General features: G+C 55.8%; 13 protein-coding genes and 4 tRNA genes. All 17 read right to left on the bottom strand.

The window, feature by feature from the left end; translation table 11 throughout:
* Nucleotides 1-17 precede the first annotated feature (17 nt).
* Nucleotides 18-389, bottom strand: a complete 372-nt coding sequence (rpsL, locus tag PSEUDOMOFG3G_RS01115; protein WP_003186084.1) for a 30S ribosomal protein S12 — start codon at nucleotides 387-389, stop codon at nucleotides 18-20.
* Nucleotides 390-605: 216 nt separating this feature from the next.
* Nucleotides 606-4,805 carry a DNA-directed RNA polymerase subunit beta' gene (gene rpoC / locus PSEUDOMOFG3G_RS01110; RefSeq protein ID WP_047230482.1) on the bottom strand — a complete coding sequence of 1,400 codons (4,200 nt, stop codon included), beginning with the start codon at nucleotides 4,803-4,805 and terminating at the stop codon, nucleotides 606-608.
* A 64-nt stretch (nucleotides 4,806-4,869) separates the two neighbouring features.
* Nucleotides 4,870-8,943, bottom strand: coding sequence for a DNA-directed RNA polymerase subunit beta (gene rpoB / locus PSEUDOMOFG3G_RS01105; protein ID WP_047230483.1), 4,074 nt, complete (start codon nucleotides 8,941-8,943; stop codon nucleotides 4,870-4,872).
* Between the two features lie 220 nt (nucleotides 8,944-9,163).
* A complete protein-coding gene (gene rplL, locus PSEUDOMOFG3G_RS01100) occupies nucleotides 9,164-9,529 on the bottom strand; it encodes a 50S ribosomal protein L7/L12 (RefSeq protein WP_027617682.1) in 366 nt (121 codons plus the stop codon).
* A gap of 78 nt (nucleotides 9,530-9,607) precedes the next feature.
* The gene (gene rplJ / locus PSEUDOMOFG3G_RS01095; protein WP_047230484.1) at nucleotides 9,608-10,108 is read right to left on the bottom strand and encodes a 50S ribosomal protein L10; all 501 of its coding nucleotides are present in this window, start codon (nucleotides 10,106-10,108) and stop codon (nucleotides 9,608-9,610) included.
* A gap of 198 nt (nucleotides 10,109-10,306) precedes the next feature.
* On the bottom strand, nucleotides 10,307-11,002 hold the full coding sequence (rplA, locus tag PSEUDOMOFG3G_RS01090) for a 50S ribosomal protein L1 (RefSeq protein WP_139049049.1): 696 nt from the start codon (nucleotides 11,000-11,002) through the stop codon (nucleotides 10,307-10,309).
* Entirely contained in the window at nucleotides 11,002-11,433 is a 432-nt protein-coding gene (gene rplK / locus PSEUDOMOFG3G_RS01085) for a 50S ribosomal protein L11 (RefSeq protein ID WP_003176435.1), read from the bottom strand. The genes rplA and rplK overlap by 1 nt, the downstream gene beginning before the upstream one ends.
* Nucleotides 11,434-11,550: 117 nt before the next feature.
* Nucleotides 11,551-12,084: a transcription termination/antitermination protein NusG gene (nusG, locus tag PSEUDOMOFG3G_RS01080; protein ID WP_003186097.1), complete on the bottom strand. Its 534-nt coding sequence runs from the start codon at nucleotides 12,082-12,084 to the stop codon at nucleotides 11,551-11,553.
* Between the two features lie 9 nt (nucleotides 12,085-12,093).
* On the bottom strand, nucleotides 12,094-12,462 hold the full coding sequence (secE, locus tag PSEUDOMOFG3G_RS01075) for a preprotein translocase subunit SecE (RefSeq protein WP_003186101.1): 369 nt from the start codon (nucleotides 12,460-12,462) through the stop codon (nucleotides 12,094-12,096).
* A 45-nt stretch (nucleotides 12,463-12,507) separates the two neighbouring features.
* Nucleotides 12,508-12,583: transfer RNA gene (locus PSEUDOMOFG3G_RS01070), tRNA-Trp, on the bottom strand.
* A gap of 53 nt (nucleotides 12,584-12,636) precedes the next feature.
* Nucleotides 12,637-13,830 carry an elongation factor Tu gene (gene tuf, locus PSEUDOMOFG3G_RS01065; RefSeq protein WP_139049048.1) on the bottom strand — a complete coding sequence of 398 codons (1,194 nt, stop codon included), beginning with the start codon at nucleotides 13,828-13,830 and terminating at the stop codon, nucleotides 12,637-12,639.
* Nucleotides 13,831-13,914: 84 nt separating this feature from the next.
* Nucleotides 13,915-13,990 (bottom strand) — tRNA-Thr (locus PSEUDOMOFG3G_RS01060).
* A gap of 26 nt (nucleotides 13,991-14,016) precedes the next feature.
* Nucleotides 14,017-14,090 (bottom strand) — tRNA-Gly (locus PSEUDOMOFG3G_RS01055).
* Nucleotides 14,091-14,114: 24 nt separating this feature from the next.
* Nucleotides 14,115-14,199, bottom strand: a tRNA-Tyr gene (locus PSEUDOMOFG3G_RS01050).
* A 142-nt stretch (nucleotides 14,200-14,341) separates the two neighbouring features.
* Entirely contained in the window at nucleotides 14,342-14,794 is a 453-nt protein-coding gene (locus tag PSEUDOMOFG3G_RS01045) for a hypothetical protein (protein ID WP_139049047.1), read from the bottom strand.
* Nucleotides 14,795-14,801: 7 nt separating this feature from the next.
* On the bottom strand, nucleotides 14,802-15,551 hold the full coding sequence (locus PSEUDOMOFG3G_RS01040) for a pantothenate kinase (protein ID WP_139049046.1): 750 nt from the start codon (nucleotides 15,549-15,551) through the stop codon (nucleotides 14,802-14,804).
* Nucleotides 15,541-16,497: a bifunctional biotin--[acetyl-CoA-carboxylase] ligase/biotin operon repressor BirA gene (gene birA, locus PSEUDOMOFG3G_RS01035; protein ID WP_047230554.1), complete on the bottom strand. Its 957-nt coding sequence runs from the start codon at nucleotides 16,495-16,497 to the stop codon at nucleotides 15,541-15,543. The genes PSEUDOMOFG3G_RS01040 and birA overlap by 11 nt, the downstream gene beginning before the upstream one ends.
* Nucleotides 16,498-16,602: the final 105 nt, after the last annotated feature.

Raw genomic sequence — 16,602 nt, 5'->3', positions numbered from 1 at the left:
AACTGCAAAACGGCCGATTACTTCGGACGCTTGGTACCGTACTTCGAACGACCCTGGTTACGACCTTTAACGCCGGAAGTATCCAAAGAACCGCGAACGGTGTGGTAACGAACACCTGGCAAGTCTTTTACACGACCGCCGCGGATCAGTACCACGCTGTGCTCTTGCAGGTTGTGGCCTTCACCACCGATGTACGAGGAAACCTCGAAACCGTTGGTCAGACGCACACGGCATACTTTACGCAGTGCCGAGTTAGGTTTTTTCGGCGTGGTGGTATACACACGGGTGCATACGCCACGACGTTGCGGGCAGTTCTGCAGCGCAGGCACGTCGGATTTCTCGACGATACGCTTACGCGGCTGACGTACCAGCTGGTTGATAGTTGCCATCTACTAGCTCCACTGTTGTCTTGCGACGCTATTGTCTTACAAGAAAAGCAAAATGGCAGGAACGAATTCCCGCCAAATTTAGGGGATCAAGAGTCTAAAGAGGATCTTGTTCCCAGTCAAGGCAAGGCCCCGACCTCCCCGCCCGCCGGATCTCGACATTTTGTCTCGATCCAGCAAACGGGATGACCAGGGCCAGGCACTTAATTACCGCAGAACTCAGTTACCGCTCGAGTTCAGTGCTTCGGTCAGTGCAGCTTCCACTTCACTGGCGCTTACGCGCAACGGCTTGTCTGCATCACGACGACGCTTGCGCTCGCTGTGATAGGCCAAACCGGTACCAGCCGGGATCAGACGACCCACGACCACGTTTTCTTTCAGGCCGCGCAGGTAATCGCGCTTGCCGGTTACCGCCGCTTCGGTCAGTACACGGGTGGTTTCCTGGAAGGAAGCCGCCGAGATGAACGATTCGGTGGACAACGACGCCTTGGTGATACCCAGCAGCACGCGAGTGAACTTGGAGACGAACTTGTCTTCCGTCGCCAGGCGCTCGTTTTCCACCAGTACGTGAGTCAGCTCCATCTGGTCGCCCTTGATGAAACTCGAATCGCCGGATTCAGCGATCTCAACTTTACGCAGCATCTGACGCAGGATGGTCTCGATGTGCTTGTCATTGATCTTCACGCCTTGCAGACGGTAAACGTCCTGGATCTCGTTCACGATGTACTTGGCCAGCGCACTCACACCCAGCAGACGCAGGATGTCGTGTGGATCGCTCGGGCCGTCGGAGATAACTTCGCCGCGGTTTACCTGTTCGCCTTCGAAGACGTTCAGGTGACGCCACTTCGGAATCAGCTCTTCGTACGGATCGCTACCGTCGTTCGGCGTGATGACCAGACGGCGCTTGCCCTTGGTCTCTTTACCGAACGCGATGGTGCCGCTGACTTCAGCCAGAATCGAGGCTTCTTTCGGACGACGGGCTTCGAACAAGTCGGCAACACGCGGCAGACCACCGGTGATGTCGCGGGTTTTCGAAGTTTCCTGCGGGATACGAGCGATAACATCACCGATCGCGATCCGCGCACCGTCCGCAACACCGACCAGGGCGTTGGCTGGCAGGAAATACTGAGCGATTACGTCAGTGCCTGGCAGCAACAGATCCTTGCCGTTGTCGTCGACCATCTTCACGGCCGGACGGATGTCCTTGCCAGCAGCTGGACGATCTTTCGCGTCAAGTACTTCAATGTTGGTCATACCGGTCAATTCGTCAGTCTGACGCTTGATCGTGATGCCTTCTTCCATGCCCACGTAGGTCACGGTACCTTTCATTTCGGTCACGATCGGGTGGGTATGCGGATCCCACTTGGCCACGATAGCGCCAGCGTCGACCTTGTCACCTTCCTTGACCGAAATCACAGCACCGTACGGCAGCTTGTAGCGCTCGCGCTCGCGACCGAAGTCGTCAGCGATCGCCAGCTCACCGGAACGGGATACAGCCACCAGGTGACCGTCCACGCGCTCTACGTGCTTGAGGTTGTGCAGACGGACAGTACCGCCATTCTTCACCTGAACGCTGTCAGCTGCGGAGGTTCGGCTGGCCGCACCACCGATGTGGAACGTACGCATCGTCAGCTGGGTACCCGGCTCACCGATGGACTGGGCAGCGATAACGCCGACCGCTTCACCGATGTTCACCTGGTGACCACGAGCCAGGTCGCGACCGTAGCACTTGGCGCAGATGCCGTAGCGGGTTTCGCAGCTGATCGGCGAACGTACGATCACTTCGTCGATGCTGTTGAGTTCGATGAACTCGACCCACTTCTCGTCAACCAGGGTGCCGGCAGGAACGATTACGTCCTCGGTACCCGGCTTGAATACGTCACGGGCGATGACACGACCCAATACGCGCTCACCCAGCGGCTCTACAACGTCACCGCCTTCAATGTGCGGAGTCATTACCAGGCCGTGTTCGGTGCCGCAATCGATCTCGGTCACGACCAGATCCTGCGCAACGTCTACCAGACGACGAGTCAGGTAACCGGAGTTCGCCGTTTTCAACGCGGTATCCGCAAGACCCTTACGAGCACCGTGAGTGGAGATGAAGTACTGGAGTACGCTCAAACCTTCACGGAAGTTCGCGGTAATCGGGGTCTCGATGATAGAACCGTCCGGCTTGGCCATCAGGCCACGCATACCGGCGAGCTGACGGATCTGCGCAGCAGAACCCCGTGCGCCCGAGTCGGCCATCATGTACATCGAGTTGAAGGACTCTTGGTCGACTTCGTTGCCATGACGGTCGATGACCTTCTCTTTCGAGAGGTTGGCCATCATCGCCTTGGATACTTCGTCGTTCGCCTTGGACCAGAGGTCGATCACCTTGTTGTACTTCTCGCCCTGGGTTACCAGGCCGGAGGCGTACTGACTTTCGATCTCTTTCACTTCTTCGGTAGCAGCACCGATGATGCGGGCTTTTTCGTCCGGGATAACGAAGTCGTTAACACCGATGGAAACGCCGGAAATGGTCGAATAGGCAAAACCGGTGTACATCAACTGGTCAGCGAAGATCACGGTCTCTTTCAGACCAACCACGCGGTAGCACTGGTTGATCAGCTTGGAGATCGCCTTTTTCTTCATCGGCAGGTTGACGACGTCGAAGGACAGACCTTTTGGCACAACCTGGAACAACAGCGCACGGCCGACGGTGGTGTCGACGATACGGGTGTTGGTCACGCTGCCGCCATCACGATCGTTCACGGTTTCGTTGATCCGCACTTTGACCTTGGCGTGCAGTGCGGCTTCGCCGGCACGGAACACACGGTCAACTTCCTGCAGATCCGCGAACACACGACCTTCGCCCTTGGCGTTGATCGCTTCACGAGTCATGTAGTACAGACCCAATACAACGTCCTGCGACGGAACGATGATTGGCTCACCGTTGGCTGGCGACAGGATGTTGTTGGTCGACATCATCAGCGCACGCGCTTCGAGCTGGGCTTCCAGCGTCAGCGGTACATGCACGGCCATTTGGTCGCCGTCGAAGTCGGCGTTGTACGCAGCACAGACCAGAGGGTGCAGCTGGATGGCCTTACCTTCGATCAGTACCGGTTCAAACGCCTGGATACCCAGACGGTGAAGGGTCGGTGCACGGTTGAGCAGCACTGGGTGTTCGCGAATCACTTCGGCGAGAACGTCCCAAACCTCTGGCAGCTCGCGCTCGACCATCTTCTTGGCGGCTTTGATGGTGGTCGCGAGACCACGCATTTCCAGCTTGCCGAAAATGAACGGCTTGAACAGCTCCAGAGCCATTTTCTTAGGCAGACCGCACTGGTGCAGACGCAGGGTCGGGCCTACGGTAATTACCGAACGACCGGAGTAGTCAACACGCTTACCGAGCAAGTTCTGACGGAAACGACCCTGCTTACCCTTGATCATGTCAGCCAGGGATTTCAGAGGACGCTTGTTGGAACCGGTGATAGCGCGACCACGACGGCCGTTGTCGAGCAATGCGTCGACAGCTTCCTGCAACATACGCTTTTCGTTGCGCACGATGATGTCCGGAGCGGACAGATCAAGCAGGCGCTTCAAGCGGTTGTTACGGTTGATCACTCGACGATACAGATCGTTGAGGTCGGAAGTCGCGAAACGACCACCATCGAGCGGAACCAGTGGACGCAGGTCTGGCGGCAGAACCGGCAGAACGGTCAGCACCATCCACTCTGGCAGGTTGCCGGAACCCTGGAAGGCTTCCATCAACTTCAGACGCTTGGACAGCTTCTTGATCTTGGTTTCGGAGTTGGTTTGCGGAATTTCTTCACGCAGACGGCCAATCTCGTGCTCCAGGTCGATCGCGTGCAGCAGCTCACGGACAGCTTCGGCACCCATGCGGGCATCGAAATCGTCGCCGAACTCTTCCAGCGCTTCGAAGTACTGCTCGTCGTTGAGCAGCTGACCTTTTTCAAGGGTGGTCATGCCCGGGTCGATAACGACATAGCTCTCGAAGTAGAGAACGCGCTCGATATCACGCAGGGTCATGTCCATCAGCAAGCCGATACGGGACGGCAGCGATTTCAGGAACCAGATGTGGGCAACCGGCGAGGCCAGTTCGATGTGCGCCATGCGCTCACGACGAACTTTTGCCAGCGCGACTTCAACGCCGCACTTCTCGCAGATCACACCACGGTGCTTCAAGCGCTTGTACTTACCGCACAGGCACTCGTAATCCTTTACCGGGCCAAAGATCTTGGCGCAGAACAGGCCGTCACGCTCGGGTTTGAACGTACGGTAGTTGATGGTTTCCGGCTTTTTAACTTCACCGAACGACCACGAACGGATCATCTCAGGCGAGGCCAATCCGATACGGATGGCGTCGAACTCTTCGACTTGACCCTGGTTTTTCAGCAAATTCAGTAGGTCTTTCAAGGCCTTTCCTCCTGGCGGAGCAGAGAGCGGGCAAAACAGCCCCGCTCTCGATTCGCGTCACGTGTTATTCGGTTTCCAGATCGATATCGATGCCGAGGGAACGAATTTCCTTGATCAACACGTTGAAAGACTCGGGCATGCCCGGCTCCATACGGTGATCGCCGTCCACGATGTTTTTGTACATCTTGGTCCGGCCGTTCACATCGTCCGACTTCACTGTGAGCATTTCTTGCAGAGTGTATGCGGCACCGTACGCTTCCAGTGCCCAGACCTCCATCTCCCCGAAACGCTGACCACCGAACTGCGCCTTACCACCCAGCGGCTGCTGGGTAACCAGGCTGTAAGAACCGGTAGAACGAGCGTGCATCTTGTCGTCTACCAAGTGGTTCAGCTTCAGCATGTACATGTAGCCAACGGTAACCGGGCGCTCGAACTTGTTGCCGGTACGGCCGTCGAACAGCTGCATCTGGCCGCTTTCCGGCAGGTCTGCCAGTTTCAGCATGGCCTTGATTTCGCTTTCCTTGGCACCGTCGAACACCGGAGTTGCCATTGGAACGCCGCCGCGCAGGTTCTTCGCCAGATCCAGGATTTCCTGGTCGGAGAAGGTATCCAGCTCTTCGTTGCGTCCGCCGATCTCGTTGTAGATCTCGTGCAGGAACTTACGCAGGTCAGCAACCTTGCGCTGCTCTTCGATCATACGGTTGATCTTCTCGCCCAAGCCCTTGGCCGCGAGGCCCAGGTGGGTTTCAAGGATCTGACCAACGTTCATACGCGAAGGTACGCCCAACGGGTTGAGGACGACGTCGACCGGGGTGCCATTGGCATCGTGCGGCATGTCTTCAACCGGCATGATCACGGAGACCACACCCTTGTTACCGTGACGACCGGCCATCTTGTCGCCCGGCTGGATGCGACGACGGATTGCCAGGTAAACCTTGACGATTTTCAGCACGCCTGGAGCCAGGTCATCGCCTTGCTGCAGTTTGCGCTTCTTGTCTTCGAACTTGTCGTCCAGCAGACGGCGGCGATCAACGATATAGGCCTGGGCCTTCTCGAGCTGCTCGTTCAGAGCATCTTCAGCCATGCGCAGCTTGAACCACTGGCCATGCTCAAGACCGTCGAGAACTTCGTCGGTGATTTCCTGACCTTTCTTCAGGCCGGCGCCGCCTTCGGCTTTGTGGCCGACCAGAGCGGAACGCAGACGCTCGAAAGTTGCGCCTTCAACGATACGGAACTCTTCGTTCAGGTCCTTGCGGATCTCGTCGAGTTGAGTCTTCTCGATAGACAGTGCACGAGCGTCACGCTCTACACCGTCGCGGGTGAAGACTTGTACGTCGATGACGGTACCCTTGGTGCCGGTAGGCACACGCAGGGAGGTGTCTTTAACGTCGCTGGCTTTTTCACCGAAGATGGCACGCAGCAGTTTTTCTTCCGGAGTCAGTTGAGTCTCGCCTTTCGGAGTGACCTTACCAACCAGGATGTCGCCTGCGCCTACTTCAGCACCTACGTAAACGATACCGGCCTCGTCCAGCTTGTTCAGTGCGGCTTCACCCACGTTAGGGATGTCCGCAGTGATTTCCTCTGGGCCAAGCTTGGTGTCACGAGCCACACAGGTCAGTTCCTGAATGTGAATCGTGGTAAAGCGATCTTCCTGAACAACACGCTCGGACAGGCAGATGGAGTCTTCGAAGTTGAAGCCGTTCCATGCCATGAACGCGATGCGCATGTTCTGGCCCAGTGCCAGTTCACCCATATCGGTGGACGGGCCGTCAGCCATGATGTCGCTACGCTGAACCCGATCACCCTTGCTCACCAGCGGACGCTGGTTAATGCAGGTGTTCTGGTTGGAGCGGGTGTATTTGGTCAGGTTGTAGATGTCGACACCGGCTTCGCCAGTTTCAACTTCGTCATCGGCAACACGAACCACGATACGGCTGGCATCGACGGAATCGATCACGCCACCACGACGAGCCACGACGCAAACGCCGGAGTCACGGGCAACGTTACGTTCCATGCCGGTACCTACCAGCGGCTTGTCGGCACGCAGGGTCGGTACAGCTTGACGCTGCATGTTCGAGCCCATCAACGCACGGTTGGCGTCGTCGTGCTCGAGGAACGGAATCAACGATGCCGCCACCGAAACAACCTGCTTGGGCGAAACGTCCATCAAGGTGACGTCTTCTGGCGCCTTGACGGTGAACTCGTTCAGGTGACGAACAGCTACCAGTTCGTCGATCAGCTGACCTTTTTCGTTCATGGTCGCCGAAGCCTGAGCGATCACGTGATCGGCTTCTTCGATAGCGGACAGGAACACGATCTCGTCGGTCACCAGACCTTCTTTCACCACACGGTACGGGCTCTCGAGGAAGCCATACTGGTTGGTGCGAGCATAGGCTGCCAGCGAGTTGATCAGACCGATGTTCGGACCTTCCGGCGTTTCAATCGGGCATACACGACCGTAGTGAGTCGGGTGTACGTCACGAACTTCGAAGCCTGCGCGCTCACGGGTCAGACCGCCCGGGCCGAGCGCAGATACACGACGCTTGTGGGTAATCTCCGACAGCGGGTTGTTCTGGTCCATGAACTGAGACAGCTGGCTCGAACCGAAGAACTCCTTCACCGCAGCAGCCACTGGCTTGGCGTTGATCAGATCCTGCGGCATCAGGCCTTCGCTTTCAGCCATCGACAGACGTTCCTTGACCGCGCGCTCTACACGCACCAGGCCAACACGGAACTGGTTCTCGGCCATCTCGCCTACGCAGCGGACACGACGGTTACCCAGGTGGTCGATGTCATCGACGATGCCTTTGCCGTTACGGATGTCGACCAGGGTCTTGAGCACCGCAACGATGTCGTCCTTGTTCAGCACGCCCGAACCTTCGATTTCGGTACGACCGATACGACGGTTGAACTTCATCCGGCCGACCGCAGACAGGTCATAGCGCTCAGGACTGAAGAACAGGTTGTTGAACAGGGTCTCGGCTGCGTCTTTGGTTGGCGGCTCGCCAGGACGCATCATGCGATAGATTTCGACCAGGGCTTCCAGCTGGTTGCCGGTGGAGTCGATCTTCAGCGTGTCGGAGATGAACGGACCGCAGTCGATATCGTTGGTGTACAGAGTTTCAATGCGAACAACCTGGGCCTTGGCGATTTTTGCCAGGATTTCGGTGTTCAGCTCGGTGTTGCACTCTGCCAGGATTTCGCCGGTAGCTGGATGCACGATGACCTTGGCCGTGGTGCGACCCAGAACGTAGTCGATCGGCACCTGCAGCTCTTTGATCCCGGCTTTTTCCAGCTGGTTGATGTGGCGAGCGGTGATACGACGACCCTGCTCGACAATAACCTTGCCTTTGTCATCCTGGATATCGAGGACAGCGATTTCACCGCGCAGGCGCTGAGGCACCAGTTCCAGGCTGAGATTCTCACCCTGCACATGGAAAACGTTGGTGGTGTAGAACGCGTCCAGCACTTCCTCAGTGGTATAGCCGAGCGCGCGCAGCAGTACCGATGCAGGCAGCTTGCGGCGACGGTCGATACGCACGAATACGCAATCTTTCGGGTCGAACTCAAAGTCCAGCCACGAACCGCGGTAAGGAATGATGCGCGCGGAATAAAGCAGTTTGCCGGAGCTGTGCGTCTTGCCACGGTCGTGGTCGAAGAACACGCCCGGAGAACGGTGCAGCTGGGAAACGATTACACGCTCGGTACCGTTGATTACGAAGGTACCGTTCTCAGTCATCAGGGGGATTTCACCCATGTAGACTTCTTGCTCTTTGATGTCCTTGATCGCTTTGTTCGACGATTCTTTGTCGAAAATGATCAGGCGCACTTTTACCCGCAAAGGTACGGCGTAAGTCACACCGCGCAATACGCATTCTTTGACATCAAATGCCGGTTCGCCCAGGCGATAACCGACGTACTCCAGCGCAGCATTGCCGGAGTAGCTGATGATCGGGAAAACGGATTTGAAGGCCGCATGCAGGCCCACGTCGCGGAACTGATCTTTAGTCGCTCCCGCTTGCAAGAATTCACGATACGAATCCAGCTGGATGGCCAGGAGGTACGGCACATCCATGACGTCCGGCAACTTGCTAAAGTCCTTGCGGATACGTTTTTTCTCAGTATATGAGTAAGCCATCAGCGTTCCCCAGCTTGGTCACCTGCTTGTTTGGCCCCTCCCGACGGGAGCAGCCAGAAAATCGTGCAAACCCCATGGTTTGCGCCACCACATCGGGTGGATACAGCGCGCTATAAGCACCGACCCAGTCGGCTGCCAATAACGGAAAAAGGCCGGTGGCAAAAGCCACCAGCCATCAGCCTGTCGCTTAACGCTCGGGCTGGAGACGCAAAGTCGATGCTTACTTCAGCTCGACTTTAGCGCCTGCTTCTTCCAGAGCGGCCTTGGCTTTGTCAGCTGCGTCTTTGGCAACAGCTTCCAGAACCATGGCAGGAGCGCCGTCAACTACAGCCTTGGCTTCTTTCAGGCCCAGACCGGTCAGTTCACGTACTGCCTTGATCACGTTTACTTTCTTCTCGCCAGCTTCGGTCAGCATGACGTTGAATTCGGTTTGCTCTTCAACAACGGCGGCAGCAGCAGCTGGACCAGCGGAAGCAGCGGCAGCGGAAACGCCGAATTTCTCTTCGAAAGCTTTGATCAGCTCAACAACCTGCAGAACCGACATTTCAGCTACGGCGTTGAGGATATCGTCTTGGGAGATAGACATTACTGTATTTCCTGAATTGGGGGACGGCCTACGCGGCCATCGAAATAAACAAAAAAGCGCGAGAGGAAGTGCTCAGCCTTAGGCTGCGGCAGCTTCTTTTTGCTCGCGAACTGCAGCCAGAGTACGAGCCAGCTTGCTGGTAGCGCCTTGAATCACGCTCATCAGCTGCGAAATGGCTTCGTCGCGGGTCGGCAGTGTTGCCAGTACATCGATCTGATTAGCTGCGAGGAACTTGCCCTCGAACGCAGCTGCCTTGATCTCGAACTTGTCCTGACCCTTGGCGAATTCCTTGAACAAACGGGCAGCAGCGCCTGGATGATCTTTGGAGAACGCGATCAGGGTCGGGCCGGTGAACACGTCGTTGAGAACACTGTATTCAGTGTCAGCAACTGCGCGCTTGAGCAGGGTGTTACGTACGACACGTACGTAAACACCAGCTTCACGGGCCTCTTTACGGAGTCCGGTCATTGCGCCTACTGTTACGCCACGGGCATCAGCCACGACAGCGGACAGAGCGACTTTGGCAGCCTCGTTGACTTCAGCGACGATGGCCTTCTTGTCTTCGAGATTAATTGCCACGGGTTTAACTCCTGCTTGTTACCGTTTCATTCGGTCGAAACCGAATGTCGTTTTGGTGTCTGATTCGGTAAGGAACCGGGAGCACCATCTGCGTAGGCTTGTGGTTTAAGACTTGCGTCGCCTACGGTCTTGGACAGCCCCCGCCAGGCAGGGACCCCAATTTTTCGATTGGCGCAATCGCTTGCGCCAATCTGAGTCTTACGCTTCGAGCGAGCTCTGATCGATGACCAGACCTGGGCCCATAGTGGTGCTCAGGGTAACGCGCTTGACGTAGATGCCTTTCGAAGAAGCTGGCTTGATACGCTTCAGATCAGCGATCAGGGCTTCTACGTTTTCCTTCAACTTGACGGCGTCGAAGCCAATCTTGCCAACGGAGGTGTGAATGATGCCGTTCTTGTCGGTGCGATAACGAACCTGACCAGCCTTGGCGTTTTTAACCGCGGTAGCTACGTCTGGCGTTACGGTGCCGACTTTAGGGTTAGGCATCAGACCACGTGGACCGAGGATCTGACCCAACTGACCCACAACGCGCATGGCATCCGGGGATGCGATAACTACGTCATAGTTCAGGTCGCCGCCTTTCATTTCAGCAGCCAGATCGTCCATGCCTACGCGGTCAGCACCAGCAGCCAGAGCAGCTTCAGCTGCTGGGCCCTGGGTGAAAACAGCTACACGAACGGTCTTGCCAGTGCCGTGTGGCAGCACGGTAGCGCTACGAACGACCTGGTCGGATTTACGCGGGTCAACACCCAGGTTTACAGCAACGTCGAACGACTCGCTGAACTTGACAGTCGACAGCTCGGCCAGCAGAGCGGCGGCGTCTACAAAGTTGTAGGCCTTGCCTGCTTCGATTTTGCCGGCGATAGCCTTTTGACGCTTGGTCAGCTTAGCCATTACACACCCTCCACGTTAAGGCCCATGCTACGAGCAGAACCGGCGATAGTACGCACGGCTGCATCCATATCAGCTGCAGTCAGATCCGCGTTTTTGGTTTTCGCGATTTCTTCCAGCTGGGCACGGGTAACGGTGCCAACCTTAACGGTGTTTGGACGAGCGGAACCGCTGGTCAAACCTGCAGCCTTCTTCAGCAGAACCGAAGCAGGGGTGCTTTTAGTTTCGAAGGTGAAGCTACGGTCGCTGTAGACAGTGATGATCACTGGAGTTGGCAGACCTGGCTCAAGACCCTGAGTACGGGCGTTGAAGGCCTTGCAGAATTCCATGATGTTCACGCCGTGCTGACCCAGGGCAGGACCAACAGGTGGGCTTGGGTTAGCCTGAGCGGCCTTCACTTGCAGCTTGATGTAAGCGGTAATTTTCTTGGCCATGAGGCACTCCAATTACGGGTTCTAGCGCCTCGAAAGGCTCCCCGGTTACTTGCGCGTTTATCCCAGTGACGACAAAACCCCACAGCCTAGGGCTGCGGGGTTGGGATGCCTGTTCAATCAGACCTTTTCGACCTGACTGAACTCTAGCTCTACCGGAGTAGAGCGACCGAAAATGAGCACTGCCACTTGGATCCGGCTCTTTTCGTAGTTAACTTCTTCAACCGTGCCATTAAAGTCAGCGAATGGGCCGTCAGTGACCCGAACAACTTCACCTGGCTCAAACAGTGTTTTTGGCTTCGGCTTATCGCTACCATCAGCGACGCGACGCAGAATCGCTTCTGCCTCTTTATCTGTAATCGGTGCAGGCTTGTCAGCGGTACCGCCAATGAAGCCCATCACCCGAGGGGTATCCTTGACCAGGTGCCAAGTCCCTTCGTTCATATCCATCTGTACCAGCACGTAACCTGGAAAGAACTTGCGTTCACTTTTGCGCTTCTGGCCATTACGCATCTCAACCACTTCTTCAGTGGGGACCAGAATCTCGCCAAAGCCATCTTCCATGCCAGCCAGCTTTACGCGCTCTACCAGCGAGCGCATGACATGCTTCTCGTAACCCGAGTAAGCATGCACAACGTACCAACGCTTAGCCACGGGACACCCTTAGCCAACAATCAAGGAAACAAGCCAGCCGAGCAGGGAATCGAGCCCCCACAACAGCAACGCCATTACCAGAACAACAGCCACAACGATCAACGTGGTCTGCGTGGTTTCTTGGCGAGTCGGCCATACGACTTTACGAATCTCGGTGCGAGCTTCCTTAGCGAGTACAAAGAAAGACTTACCCTTAGCCGTTTGCAGCCCCACAAAGGCAGCAACAGCGGCAATGGCAAGCAATGCAAGTACACGGTACAGGATCGGCGAAGCAGAGTAATACTGATTGCCAACAACGCCAACAACCACCAAAGCGACTACCACTAGCCACTTGAGCAGATCGAAGCGAGAGCCTTGAGCTTCAGCTTTAGGAGTCATCTATGAAGATCCTGTGAAAAGAAAGCCAGATACACCAAGTGAATCTGGCAGGTCAGGAGGGAATCGAACCCCCAACCTACGGTTTTGGAGACCGTCGCTCTGCCAATTGAGCTACTGACCTAAAACAAAATCAGGCCGACCATTATGCCGGCCCGAAAAAGACATTACAACTGTTTACTCGATGACTTTGGCTACGACACCAGCGCCGACGGTACGACCGCCTTCACGGATAGCGAAACGCAGACCGTCTTCCATCGCGATGGTCTTGATCAGAGTGACAGTCATCTGAATGTTGTCACCTGGCATTACCATTTCAACGCCTTCTGGCAGCTCGCAGTTACCGGTCACGTCAGTTGTACGGAAGTAGAACTGTGGACGGTAGCCTTTGAAGAACGGAGTATGACGGCCGCCTTCTTCCTTGCTCAGAACGTAAACTTCTGCAGTGAACTTGGTGTGCGGCTTGACGGTGCCTGGCTTGACCAGAACCTGGCCACGCTCAACGTCGTCACGCTTGGTGCCGCGCAGCAGTACGCCGCAGTTCTCGCCAGCACGACCTTCGTCGAGCAGCTTGCGGAACATTTCAACGCCGGTGCAGGTAGTTTTCTGAGTGTCGCGCAGACCGACGATCTCAACTTCCTCCTGGATGCGGACGATGCCACGCTCAACACGACCAGTCACAACAGTACCGCGACCGGAGATCGAGAATACGTCTTCGATTGGCATCAGGAACGGCTTGTCGATAGCACGCTCTGGCTCTGGGATGTAGCTGTCCAGAGTTTCTACCAGACGCTTGACAGCGGTGGTACCCATTTCGTTGTCGTCTTGGCCGTTCAGAGCCATCAGAGCCGAACCGATGATGATTGGAGTGTCATCACCCGGGAAGTCGTAAGTGCTCAGCAGATCGCGCACTTCCATCTCAACCAGTTCCAGCAGCTCAGCGTCGTCAACCATGTCAGCCTTGTTCAGGAAGACAACGATGTACGGAACGCCTACCTGACGGGACAGCAGGATGTGCTCACGGGTTTGTGGCATCGGACCATCAGCGGCCGAGCAAACCAGGATCGCGCCGTCCATCTGGGCAGCACCAGTGATCATGTTTTTTACGTAGTCGGCGTGACCTGGGCAGTCAACGTGTGCGTAGTGACGCACGGCCGAATCGTATTCAACGTGAGCGGTGTTGATGGTGATACCGCGAGCTTTCTCTTCCGGGGCGCTGTCGATCTTGTCGAAGTCAACCTTGGCCGAACCGAAAACTTCGGAGCAGACACGGGTCAGAGCAGCGGTCAGCGTGGTTTTACCGTGGTCGACGTGACCGATGGTACCAACGTTGACGTGCGGCTTATTACGTTCGAACTTTTCCTTAGCCATCGAAATCACCCCTAGGAGAAGAATTTAGCAAGTCACACAAACCATTAAAACAAAGGCAGATATTTTCATATCTGCCTTGTTATATGGAGCTCTTGAGCGGATTTGAACCGCTGACCTCACCCTTACCAAGGGTGTGCTCTACCAACTGAGCTACAAGAGCGAAACACTATGCACAACCTGCAAACTTGGAGCGGGTAGCGGGAATCGAACCCGCATCATCAGCTTGGAAGGCTGAGGTTCTACCACTAAACTATACCCGCGGAGCTTGCAGCTCACGCTAAAACTGGTGGAGGGGGAAGGATTCGAACCTTCGAAGTCGTAGACGTCAGATTTACAGTCTGATCCCTTTGGCCGCTCGGGAACCCCTCCTAAGCGAGCCGGCATTCTATATCATGCCAGCCTTCTGTCAAGCATTTTCTCATAAAAAACCTGAGGTTAGCTGCGTTGACGCCGCTTCGTGGCGCTAGCCATTAAAGGCCTTCGCTGCGAAGCGGGCGCCATTCTATGCAAACTACCCTGCGGGTGCAACCCCCTCACAGGGCATTATTTTATGTTTTAACTCATTGAATTCTTTAGAAAGGTTTTGAAGCAGCATTTCATTCACCTTCATCGCGCTATCTGGCGAAATCAGAACCCAAAATCCTTCGCCCTCAGGCAGATTCGGTGAGCCCTGCGCAATGGAGCGAGCCGCGATCCCGGATGCCGCGAGTCGCTGCTCCAGCTGGCGCGCCATTTCAATCCGGATGAAGCCACCAAGATAAACACATGCGCCTCGGCCAGCAGATTTGCCTGAATCCCGCCTTACAAGCGCATCTGCCGTTTCGCTCAAGAGATGAATATCCTGCTGCGACCCCCGGTACAAACTCAACGGAGTCACATCTTTTGCCCGAAGCGGAGCCTCCTGTTGATGCCAGACGTAATAAAAGACATTCAAAACCACCAACAGCAGAAAAAGCCACCGCATAGGAACCTCAAGACAAAGGACAGGCCATCGCCAAACCAACAAAAACCAGATCAGGCACTACCTTGGCATCAGGCACAACACCGGATACCAAATTGGCATCTCCTCCCGTGAGAAATACTACGAAGTCTTTCCCCCAATATTCTTTAGCCAGTTCAAGCTGAGTCAGGACAAATCCTCTGAGCATGAGCATGCAACCGCGCTCCACCGCCTCTACAGTCTCGCGACCAGGGGCGAGGCTCTCGTGAGCCCGCTCGGCAGCCGTATCGTCATAGCGAATCCGTCGGGTATGAGTGCGCAACTGATTACGCATCAAAGGCATACCAGGACAAATGAACCCCCCCAAATGCTCACCATCCGCGGCCACGAAATCCGCTGTAACGGCCGTACCGAAATCGAGCACCAGGCAGGCTCCCGAGGCAAGATGGAAGCCCCCAAGCAAAGCCAACCATCGATCGAGCCCTAGCCGCTCGTAATCGTTGTAACCGTTCTTAACACCGGCCAACTCCCGAACAGGCACAGCGCGTGAGACAGACACTCCAAAAACATCAATTAGCAGAGCAACCAGCGAATCCGTCTCTTGCGGAGTCCTCACGCTAACGAGACGGCATTTCTTGAGCTGAAATTTATCGGTGTCACTCAAGCTTGCCAGCAGGGCACTATCGGTACCAACCACCCCTCCTTCGACCGGCGTTACGCCATCGAAGTCAAGGACACGCCACTTGATAAAGCTATTGCCGCAATCGAGCTCAAGAATCATCACGCAACCTCAAACTGAGCTCACCACCGCTAAAGATTTTTTCCACGCCATCTACCTTCAAACGCAGCGCGCCCTGACGATCAATGCCCATCACAACCCCGTCAACCTGGTTGATACCGGCAATAAGGGAAACATTCCGCCCCTGCCACAGATGGTATCGCTCCCATTCCTCTTGGATCGCGGAGAAACCCGACACCTGGTGGAGCCTGAGGTAATGTTGAAACTTCGCGGCCAACCGTCCAACCAGCTCGTTTCGATCAAAATCCCTGCCCGCCTCAAGGCACATGGACGTCCATTGCTGATCGACCTCATCGGTCGACCGCATATTCACATTAATCCCTACGCCGAGGACAACGTGGCAAACGTCTGCTGGATCCCCCACCAATTCAAGCAAGATGCCCGCGATTTTCTTATCACCTACCAGGACATCGTTAGGCCACTTCAGCCCAGCCCCCGCGATCCCCATATCATGCAAGGCATGCATAACCGCAAGCCCCACAACCAGGCTGAGCCCCTCAATTTGGCGCATGCCACCATCAATTCGCAGCACCAGACTGTGGTAAAGATTGTCGGCAAACGGACTCACCCACTTGCGACCACGACGACCACGACCGGCTGTCTGTCGCTCGGCCAAAATCATAAATGGCGCGCCCATTCCACGCTCTATGGCGCGAAGCGCTTCAGCGTTGGTCGAATCAATGGAGTCAAATATATGGATGGGCCACTCACAGGACTCTTTGGCGCTAATCTCAGCCGAGTCCAAAAGCAGCAGCGGCTTAGCCAGCTGATAACCCCTACCTCGAACCTTATGAACAGATAACCCTAACTCCGCCTCCAGGTGCTGCAACTGCTTCCATACAGCACTACGACTGATACCCAGCGCAGTACCCAGCGCCTGCCCCGAGTGGAAGCGGCCATCTTTCAGAAGTTTAAGCAACGTGAGCATGCAAACTGCACCTGATAATGAGGCCCGCATGATAGCGATGCGCAAGACCGTTGCATAGAAACACAAATGGTCTTTCCTGCGGGCAAAACAAAACCCCTACCTGCG

It is taken from the genome of Pseudomonas sp. FG-3G (assembly GCF_901007645.1).
Taxonomy (GTDB): domain Bacteria; phylum Pseudomonadota; class Gammaproteobacteria; order Pseudomonadales; family Pseudomonadaceae; genus Aquipseudomonas; species Aquipseudomonas rhizophila.
The sequence above is the reverse complement of the archived record's forward strand: the minus strand, read 5'-3'. Positions and strand labels throughout refer to the sequence as shown.

Bases quoted from the DNA above. Each gene is read 5' to 3' on its own strand.
- rpsL (WP_003186084.1), bottom strand. From the start codon at position 389: ATGGCAACTATCAACCAGCTGGTACGTCAGCCGCGTAAGCGTATCGTC.
- rpoB (WP_047230483.1), bottom strand. From the start codon at position 8,943: ATGGCTTACTCATATACTGAGAAAAAACGTATCCGCAAGGACTTTAGC.
- rplL (WP_027617682.1), bottom strand. From the start codon at position 9,529: ATGTCTATCTCCCAAGACGATATCCTCAACGCCGTAGCTGAAATGTCG.
- rplA (WP_139049049.1), bottom strand. From the start codon at position 11,002: ATGGCTAAGCTGACCAAGCGTCAAAAGGCTATCGCCGGCAAAATCGAA.
- rplK (WP_003176435.1), bottom strand. From the start codon at position 11,433: ATGGCCAAGAAAATTACCGCTTACATCAAGCTGCAAGTGAAGGCCGCT.
- secE (WP_003186101.1), bottom strand. From the start codon at position 12,462: ATGACTCCTAAAGCTGAAGCTCAAGGCTCTCGCTTCGATCTGCTCAAG.
- tuf (WP_139049048.1), bottom strand. From the start codon at position 13,830: ATGGCTAAGGAAAAGTTCGAACGTAATAAGCCGCACGTCAACGTTGGT.
- PSEUDOMOFG3G_RS01045 (WP_139049047.1), bottom strand. From the start codon at position 14,794: ATGCGGTGGCTTTTTCTGCTGTTGGTGGTTTTGAATGTCTTTTATTAC.
- PSEUDOMOFG3G_RS01040 (WP_139049046.1), bottom strand. From the start codon at position 15,551: ATGATTCTTGAGCTCGATTGCGGCAATAGCTTTATCAAGTGGCGTGTC.
- birA (WP_047230554.1), bottom strand. From the start codon at position 16,497: ATGCTCACGTTGCTTAAACTTCTGAAAGATGGCCGCTTCCACTCGGGG.